This window comes from Staphylococcus sp. EG-SA-2, from assembly GCF_017152085.1.
This window is the reverse complement of sequence record NZ_JACYHC010000076.1, coordinates 1-8,430: the sequence shown is the minus strand read 5'-3', so window position 1 is coordinate 8,430 and position 8,430 is coordinate 1. Positions and strand designations below refer to the sequence as shown.

The window sequence follows — 8,430 nt, the reverse complement described above, 5'->3', positions numbered from 1 at the left end:
CCCGTTTTAGGCCATATCACTTCAATTAGTGGATATGCAAACAATCCAATATTCATAGCACCAGTCATCATACCTACTGATCCACGCATGTGATTATCATATTTTCTAAAAAACCAGACAGCAATCATTTTCGCCACAATACCATATATAATCATTAAAATTGGTAAAATGGAGAATGACAATTTTAATTCTGCACTGTTTAAATTCACAATAACTAAAGATGGGAGTGTGACATTAAGAACTAATGTAGCAATGACTTGACTATCTGTTGCCTTTATAAAATTAATGCGCTTCAAAAAGTAACCAAGCGCAATTAATAAAATAATCATAGTAAATTGTTCTGTCACTGTTATCCCTTCTTTCAATAATCTTCATAATTTATAACTTTAACATACTCCACAGATATTTTAGAAGTCTACTGTTTCATGCTATAATCTACATTAAATGCACTTAATTATATTTCAAAGGAGTGTTATAGTATGTCTTTAGAAAACCAACTAGCCGAACTTAAATATGATTATGTTCGTCTTCAAGGTGACTTAGAAAAACGGGAATCTTTGAATTTAGATACTTCCGCACTTGTTCGTCAACTTAAAGATATTGAAAATGAAATTAGAAACGTTCGCGCTCAAATGCAAGATTAATAATCTATCATTCAAGCAATAAATGCTTTTCGTTACATAAATTTGACTAGCATTGCTCTGAATACGTTATATTGATGAATTGCTTTATTTTTCGCTCAATTACATCTAGAATCACAAGATGTTGTCGTGTTATGATTTAGTGTTTCATTAACAACATACACGCATATCTATCCCAACACTGCTATTTATGTTTTCTATGCTGCTGTACTACATGAACCCTTTGAAACGGAGAGGAAGTTATCATATGCAATTTTATCTGATTTTACTAGCAATACTTTATCTAATTGTTAGTTTTATTAGTATTTTTAAAATGGAAGTTGTATTTACTCGCATTTTGAGAATTATTATGGGTGTGTTGTTATTGTTCGTCTTAGCATTAACGACGATGAGTTTTCCAAAAGAGAATTGGTGGGTATTTATCGTCTTACTACTCTTAGTCGGCAATGTCGAAGTGACAGGATTTAAAATGCTTAAAAAAGATCTAAAAGGTGTAAACATCTTGAATTTAATGTCATTATTTATCTTTGTCATATATTTCATCTTAACCATCGTATTATTCTAAGTAATAAACAAAACATGCAATAACATAATTGCAATTTTATTTTATTATCGTACATGTTGAATGCCAGCATTGTTTTATTAACACATCGATTAAATCGCACGTGAAATAAGATCTAAAATTTCAAATTTTAAAAAGCCATAAAAGTAGTCAATATCATGACCGCTTTTATGGCTTTTATATTATCTATCGTTTAGTGAATCGTTTTTTCAAAGTAAAGAGAATTTCATATATTACTGGTACAACTACAAGTGTTAATAAAGTTGATGAAATTAAACCACCAATAACTGTAGCGGCTAATCCTTTCGAAATAAGAATCGAGCTATCTTGACCAAATAACAAAGGAACTAATGCACCGATTGTTGCAATTGCCGTCATTAATATCGGTCTAATTCTAGTACCGCCTGCTTCGATTAATGCTTCTTTCATCTCCATGCCCTGCTGCTCATTATTAATGACACGGTCTATTAACACAATGGCATTTGTTACTACGATTCCAATTAACATTAGCATACCAATTAAACTTGGTACTGATATTGTTTCTCCTGTGATTAATAGTGCAATAATTACACCGATAACTGTAAATGGTAAAGAGAATAAAATTGTAAATGGCGCTAAGCCACCTTTAAATGTAATAACTAGGATTAAATATACGATAATGATTGCAGCTAACATTGCAAAGGCTAATTGTGTCATTGCATTGTTAATATCATCTGATGCACCACCGATATTAACCTTTACATTATTCGGTTTGTCCAAATTATTTATTTTAGACATCACTTGTCGTGTTGTGCCACCCACATCTTTATTTGTTACTTTAGCAGATACCGTCGTTGCATAATCACCTTGTTCTTGCGTCAATTTACTTGGTGTCGTTGTTTTAACTAACGTAGCGATATCTCCCAATTTAATCGTACCACCAGTCGGCTTTTTCAAAGTTATATTATTCAACTTATCTTCTGACCAGTCTGTTTGCTTATTTTGTTTGACTTTAACATCAACAGTTTTACCATTTTCTTTAACAGTCGTAACTGTTTTTTCTGGTAAGTTTTCATTCAAGTGCATTGCAAGTTGACTTGCAGAAATACCATTTTCTGCCGCTTTATTTTGATCAACTTTAATTTCATACTGATCATATGTTTGCGATAAATCAGATTTGACATTGGCTAGTCCTTTAACCTGTTTCATTTTCTGTTCAATATCTTTTACAGTTGATTTTATGGCATCCATTGATGGGCCTTTCACAGTAACCTCTACAGATTTATTACCTGCACCTGTTCCTAAATCTTGATTTTTCCACTCTCCAGGATGTTTAAAGCCATCTACATGTTTAATAACCTTATCCGCTTCTACATCAAAATTAGGCGTGTCATTATCATATTCAACCATGATTGCCATACTATTTGTACTACCCGTTGGATCTACTGGACTACTACCACCAACTGAGTATTGAATTGTTTTTACATGCTTTTTCTGTTTTAAATATTTTTCAACATCTTTCGCATGATTCAACACTGCTTGCTCCGTTTCACCAGGCTTCGGTGTATAAGTAATAGCTAAAAATTTATCGTCACCTGCTGAAATAAAGCTAGTGCCTAGTCTCGGTCCTCCAAATACAATAGTTGCAACCAAAATTAATGTACTTAATATAATTACAATCCACTTATGATTTAGTGACCAATGCAATACTTTTTTATAAGTTGTACTAACAACACCTAATCCTTCTTGATGTTGTTTATTACGACGTTTAACGCCTTTTTTAAATAGTGTTGCTGCCAAAGCTGGAACGAGTGTAATTGACACTAATAACGATGCTAATAAACTAAATGCAATAGCCAATGCAAAAGGTCTAAACATTTCGCCTACTGAACCTGATACAAACACAAGTGGTAAGAAGACGATAATAGTAACTAGTGTCGATGACATTATTGGTTTAAATACTTCAGTTGTCGCACTGATAATTAAATTTTCACCTTTTAGTTGTTCTTCTGAATCTGTTAAGCGTCGATAAATATTTTCAACAACTACAATCGAATCGTCTATCACACGTCCAATCGCTACTGTTAATGCACCTAACGTTAGTATATTCAATGAAACATCACTCAATTTCAGAGCAATAAGCGCCATAAGAAGTGATAACGGAATGGATATAATAGAAATTGCCGTCGTACGAATGTTTCTTAAAAACAGCAAAATAACTATAATTGCCACGATTGTACCTAATGATGCTTTTTCAACCATCGTATAAAGTGATTTCTCAACAGGCTTTGCAGTATCCATTGTTTTTGTGACATTAAAATCTTTATTTTCATCAACGAATGTATCAATTTTACGTTGTACATCTTTGGCTACTTGAACTGTATTGGCATCTTGAGCTTTAGTTATTTGTAGATTAACCGCATCCTTTCCATTCGTTTTAGAAATAGAAGTACGCACATCACCAACTGTAATATCAGCTAAATCTCCTAGTTTCGCTGTCGGCATACCACTTATATTATTTGGTGCTGACGCTTTTGAATTTTGCTGCGGTGATGCCTGATTAACGTCTGACATGGCTGAATTTTGTTTATTATCACTTTGGGATTGAGATTGCCCTTGCCCTCCTGCCAACGTTAATGGAATATTTATGTTTTTAAAAGCATCAACAGATTGATATTGACCATCAACAACAATTGATTTATCTTTATCACCAAATTGGAACAATCCAAGTGGTGTTGTTCTTGTTGCTGTTTTTAGATAGTTTTCTACATCATCAGCAGTCAACCCATATTTTTCAAGTTCATTTTGCTTAAATTTAAGGGTGATTTCACGGTTCGTCTGCCCATTTAATTGCGCATTTTGCACACCATCTACCGTTTGTAATTTTGGTATTAATTGTTCATTCAGTACTTTCGTTACTTTTTTCAAGTCATTCTCTTTATTTGAAAATGAATATGCTAAAACCGGAAAAGCGTCCATCGAATTACGTCTTAATTCTGGTTGACCAACTTCATCTTTAAATTTAATTTTATCGATTTCTTTTTTAAGCTGTTCTTCTGCTTTATCCATATCTGTATTATTTTCATATTCAACTGTTACAATTGAAGCATTTTGTATGGATTGCGTTTTAACATTTTTCACATATGCCAACGATCTTACTTGATTGTCAATTTTACTACTTATTTCATCTTGGGTACTTTGTGGCGTTGCACCCGGCATTGTTGTTGTAACTGAAATAACTGGATTTTGTACATTTGGTAGTAATTCTAATTTCAATTTAGCACTCGCGTATACACCGCCCAAGACAACTAAAACAACCATTAAAAAGATAGCAAACTTATTCCCCAAAGAAAATTGTAATAGCTTTTTTATCACAGTACTTCCCCCTCTTTCACTATATTCAAAAATATTTTACTCAACCATTCTATATTGTGTAAAAAAATCTGAACGCAAATGACAGTCTTATGAGCGTTCAGATTTCAGTCGTTAATCTATTTTCGTTTTAATTTACGAGATATTTTAATTTTAGCTTTTGTTAAACGCGGTTTAACTTGCTCAATTAATTGGTACAATGGCTGATTCAATATATAATCAAATTCACCAATCTTTTCACTTAAGTATGTTCCCCACACTTTTTTAAATGCCCATAAGCCATAATGTTCAGAGTCTTTATCTGGATCATTATCTGTACCACCGAAATCGTAAGTTGTTGCACCATGTTCACGTGCATACTTCATCATCGTATACTGCATATGGTGATTTGGTAAAAAATCTCTAAATTCATTAGAAGACGCACCATATAAGTAATATGATTTTGAGCCAGCAAACATTAATAGTGCACCAGAAAGATAAATACCTTCAGGATGTTCCTTTTCTAAAGCTTCTAGGTCTCGTTTTAAATCTTCATTTTTAGCAATTTTATTTTGCGCATCATTAATCATATTTTGCGCTTTTTTAGCTTGCTTTTCAGATGTTTCCATCTTCTGCTGCCATTTAGCTATTTCGGCATGAAGTTCATTCAATTCTTGATTTACTTTCGCTATATTTTCTTTTGGGTCCAACTTTACTAAAAATAGTTCAGCATCTCCATCTTCATGCAACGCATCATAAATATTTTCAAAGTAACTAATATCACGCGTTAAGAAGCCATCGCGTTCCCCAGTGATTTTCATTAATTCAGCAAATGTTTTTAAACCTTCTCTATCAGATCGTTCTACTGTCGTACCTCGCTTTAAAGCCAAGCGCACTTTTGAACGATTTCGGCGTTCAAAACTATTTAATAACTCATCATCATTTTTATCAATTGGTGTAATCATAGTCATACGTGGTTGGATGTAGTCTTTTGATAAACCTTCTTTAAATCCTTTATGTTTAAAACCAAGCGCTTTCAAATTTTGCAAAGCATCTGTACCTTTATCAACTTCAACATCAGGATCGATTTTAATTGCATACGCTTTCTCAGCTTTAGCAATTTCTTTTGCACTGTCTAACAATGCATTTAACGCTTCTTTATTACTATAATCAACAACAAAACCACGTGAAATATAACATAGCGTATACGGTAATTTAGGTACTTTTTTAAAAAGTAATTGCGCAACACCCTGAACTTCACCGTCACGACCTACAGCGATTCTTCGCGCGTACCATCCAGTTAATTTCTTTGTTTCTGCCCATTTCGTTAATTGTAATAAATCTCCATTTGGGTGAGATTTAACAAATGCGTCATGTTCCTGATTAGTGATATGCATCTTTTCCATGATTTATGATATCTCCTTCTATTTAACAATACCTTTAATTATACAGTTTGTATCTTATAGTGTCGATTCAGAGCTTGTGTAAGATTTGAACTCTTATTTTTGAAATGTCCATGCTCCAATTAATAGTTTAGCAAGTTCAAATTTACCCATTTTAATTGTGAATCATTTTATATCTATGTTTCGTGTTAAATTTAATGTTATCGTACAATTAATACTTTTCAACTAGTTACCTATACTTCAATATACTTTCATCATCTAACACGATATTCATTTCTAAAATGAACCAACTTGACTTCAATGAATAAATTTTTCCTCAAGCAACCACATTAATGTTCATATACAATTACCCCTGTTATAATGTCAATAATCTAACAATGAGGTGTTTGATATGAGAACAATTATTTTAAGTCTATTTATAATTATGAACATCGTTGCAATCATTATGACATTGAGTCAACCTCTCACCGTGAATTACTTTAGTTTACGGGTTATACTTATCTTTTTCACATTTATATTATCAATCTTTTTCATTTTAATTAAGTCATCCCGATTAAATAATATATTAACGATTCTTTCCATTGTGCTTGTCATTATTCATATGGGCATTCTCGCTCATAGCACTTACGTATATTTATACTAATGGTTCAAAGCGATAAATAGCACCTCTGATAAAAATTGAATATGGTGAAGTTGCTTGTGCGTCTTTTATGATAACCGAATGATATTTTGAAACTTTACCATCTTCAATTCTAAAATAAATATCATCATTTTTTAAAATCAAATCTGTGTAATGGTCATTCTCTTCTACAATGTCCATATCAAACCATTTCAACCAATTCGATACTGTTTGTGATCGGTTTTTACTTTTCACAATAACAGTTTCAATTGAAAATTGTTTTTGAAAATATTTTTGCAATTTTTTAGTACGCATGGAATCACTTTCTTCCCATTGAATAAAAAATGGTGGCTTAATTTCATCATCATCCTGATTCATTATATAAAGCAATTGCCACTTTACCTTACCATCTTTATGTGTATCTCTTTCCATTTGAATCGGCCCTACTACTTCAACCTGCTCACTTTGTAGTTTATTTTTAACTGCCTCTATATCATTTGTACGCAAACAAATATTTTTAAAGCCTTGCTCATACTTCTCTTGAACAATTTGAGTAGCAAAAGCGACTCCACCTTCTATCGTTTTTGCCATCTTTTTCAACTTTTCATTATTTTCTACATCCAGTAGCTCAATATAATTTTCATTGATATAACCTAATTTATTGAATGTTCCATATTTATGATGATACCCACCTGAATGTAATTTTATAACATCTCCTGGAAAACTAAACCGATCTAACTGATCTATATAATGAATGATGTGATCAAATTTCAATATCATTAGTATCCCCCTATTTACATGTAATTACGCTTATTTTAACAAAGTATAATTATTTTTGCTCTTAATAATTATATATTGATTTCTAATTGCTCCCGTTTTATAATTACTATTGTTGTAAAAAGGTTAGCTAAGCTAACTATTTTGTCTTAGGAGATGTCACTATGCTATCACAAGAATTTTTCAATAGTTTTATAACAATATATCGCCCCTATTTAAAATTAGCAGAGCCGATTTTGGAAAAACACAATATATATTATGGTCAATGGTTAATCTTACGCGATATCGCTAAACATCAGCCCACTACTCTCATTGAAATTTCACATAGACGTGCAATTGAAAAGCCTACTGCAAGAAAAACTTTAAAAGCTCTAATAGAAAATGACCTTATAACAGTAGAAAACAGTTTAGAGGATAAACGACAAAAGTTTTTAACTTTAACACCTAAAGGGCATGAATTATATGAGATTGTTTGTCTTGATGTACAAAAGCTCCAACAAGCAGTAGTTGCCAAAACAAACATTTCGCAAGATCAAATGCAAGAAACCATAAATGTGATGAATCAAATTCATGAAATATTATTAAAGGAGGCACACAATGACTAATCAAGGCTCATTAAATAAATCACCTATTTTCACCAAAAGTTTTACAATCAACTTTTTTGTCAACTTTATCGTATACCTATGCATGTATTTGTTACTTGTAGTTATTGCTGGCTATAGTAAGCAAGCTTTCGACGCTTCCGATTCATTAGCCGGATTAGTTGTAGGACTATTTATTGTCGGGTCTTTAATTGGTCGATTTGCTACAGGTAAATTTGTAAATCAAATCGGACCTAAACGATTATTATTTATTGGTTTAATTGCTTTAATTATCACGCAATTACTTTATTTTATTGATGGATCTTTAGCTTTTTTAATCTTTGTACGTCTCATAAACGGTATCGCAACTGCAGTTGTGACAACTGCAACAGGTACTATTGCGGCATACGTTACCCCTGTTAATAGAAAAAGTGAAGGCATCAGTTTATTTTCCTTAAGTTTAGTATTAGGTACAGCGATTGGCCCATTTCTAGGCATGTTACTTATTACAAAATAC

9 protein-coding genes are annotated in these 8,430 nt (G+C 32.2%); 5 read left to right on the top strand and 4 right to left on the bottom strand.

The window, feature by feature from the left end; genetic code table 11:
• A partial coding sequence (locus IDG60_RS00630; protein ID WP_206160364.1) for an AEC family transporter occupies positions 1-347 on the bottom strand: 347 nt, incomplete at its 3' end.
• Between the two features lie 132 nt (positions 348-479).
• Here IDG60_RS00630 and IDG60_RS00625 point away from each other — a divergent pair.
• Positions 480-644 (top strand): SE1832 family protein, encoded by a 165-nt coding sequence (locus IDG60_RS00625; protein WP_000051210.1) that lies wholly within the window; start codon positions 480-482, stop codon positions 642-644.
• Between the two features lie 244 nt (positions 645-888).
• A complete protein-coding gene (gene mspA, locus IDG60_RS00620) occupies positions 889-1,206 on the top strand; it encodes a membrane stabilizing protein MspA (protein ID WP_001161085.1) in 318 nt (105 codons plus the stop codon).
• A 183-nt stretch (positions 1,207-1,389) separates the two neighbouring features.
• Here mspA and IDG60_RS00615 read toward each other — a convergent pair whose 3' ends face one another.
• Together IDG60_RS00615 and femX are read right to left on the bottom strand one after the other, a co-directional pair.
• Positions 1,390-4,557 carry an efflux RND transporter permease subunit gene (locus tag IDG60_RS00615; RefSeq protein ID WP_000592307.1) on the bottom strand — a complete coding sequence of 1,056 codons (3,168 nt, stop codon included), beginning with the start codon at positions 4,555-4,557 and terminating at the stop codon, positions 1,390-1,392.
• A 116-nt stretch (positions 4,558-4,673) separates the two neighbouring features.
• Positions 4,674-5,939, bottom strand: a complete 1,266-nt coding sequence (gene femX, locus IDG60_RS00610) for a lipid II:glycine glycyltransferase (RefSeq protein ID WP_000413862.1) — start codon at positions 5,937-5,939, stop codon at positions 4,674-4,676.
• Positions 5,940-6,327: 388 nt separating this feature from the next.
• Here femX and IDG60_RS00605 point away from each other — a divergent pair, with 388 nt between their 5' ends.
• Entirely contained in the window at positions 6,328-6,579 is a 252-nt protein-coding gene (locus IDG60_RS00605; protein WP_001549681.1) for a hypothetical protein, read from the top strand.
• On the opposite strand, the gene IDG60_RS00600 is transcribed toward IDG60_RS00605, so the two are convergent.
• Positions 6,571-7,335, bottom strand: coding sequence for a VOC family protein (locus IDG60_RS00600; RefSeq protein ID WP_000600967.1), 765 nt, complete (start codon positions 7,333-7,335; stop codon positions 6,571-6,573). The two genes, IDG60_RS00605 and IDG60_RS00600, sit on opposite strands and share 9 nt — an antisense overlap.
• A 161-nt stretch (positions 7,336-7,496) precedes the next feature.
• Here IDG60_RS00600 and IDG60_RS00595 point away from each other — a divergent pair, with 161 nt between their 5' ends.
• Together IDG60_RS00595 and IDG60_RS00590 are read left to right on the top strand one after the other, a co-directional pair.
• Complete coding sequence (locus IDG60_RS00595; protein ID WP_000951058.1) at positions 7,497-7,937, top strand: MarR family winged helix-turn-helix transcriptional regulator; 441 nt, start codon at positions 7,497-7,499, stop codon at positions 7,935-7,937.
• A partial coding sequence (locus tag IDG60_RS00590; RefSeq protein WP_206160363.1) for an MFS transporter occupies positions 7,930-8,430 on the top strand: 501 nt, incomplete at its 3' end. The genes IDG60_RS00595 and IDG60_RS00590, both read left to right, overlap by 8 nt.

Bases quoted from the DNA above. Each gene is read 5' to 3' on its own strand.
- IDG60_RS00625 (WP_000051210.1), top strand. From the start codon at position 480: ATGTCTTTAGAAAACCAACTAGCCGAACTTAAATATGATTATGTTCGT.
- mspA (WP_001161085.1), top strand. From the start codon at position 889: ATGCAATTTTATCTGATTTTACTAGCAATACTTTATCTAATTGTTAGT.
- femX (WP_000413862.1), bottom strand. From the start codon at position 5,939: ATGGAAAAGATGCATATCACTAATCAGGAACATGACGCATTTGTTAAA.
- IDG60_RS00605 (WP_001549681.1), top strand. From the start codon at position 6,328: ATGAGAACAATTATTTTAAGTCTATTTATAATTATGAACATCGTTGCA.
- IDG60_RS00600 (WP_000600967.1), bottom strand. From the start codon at position 7,335: ATGATATTGAAATTTGATCACATCATTCATTATATAGATCAGTTAGAT.
- IDG60_RS00595 (WP_000951058.1), top strand. From the start codon at position 7,497: ATGCTATCACAAGAATTTTTCAATAGTTTTATAACAATATATCGCCCC.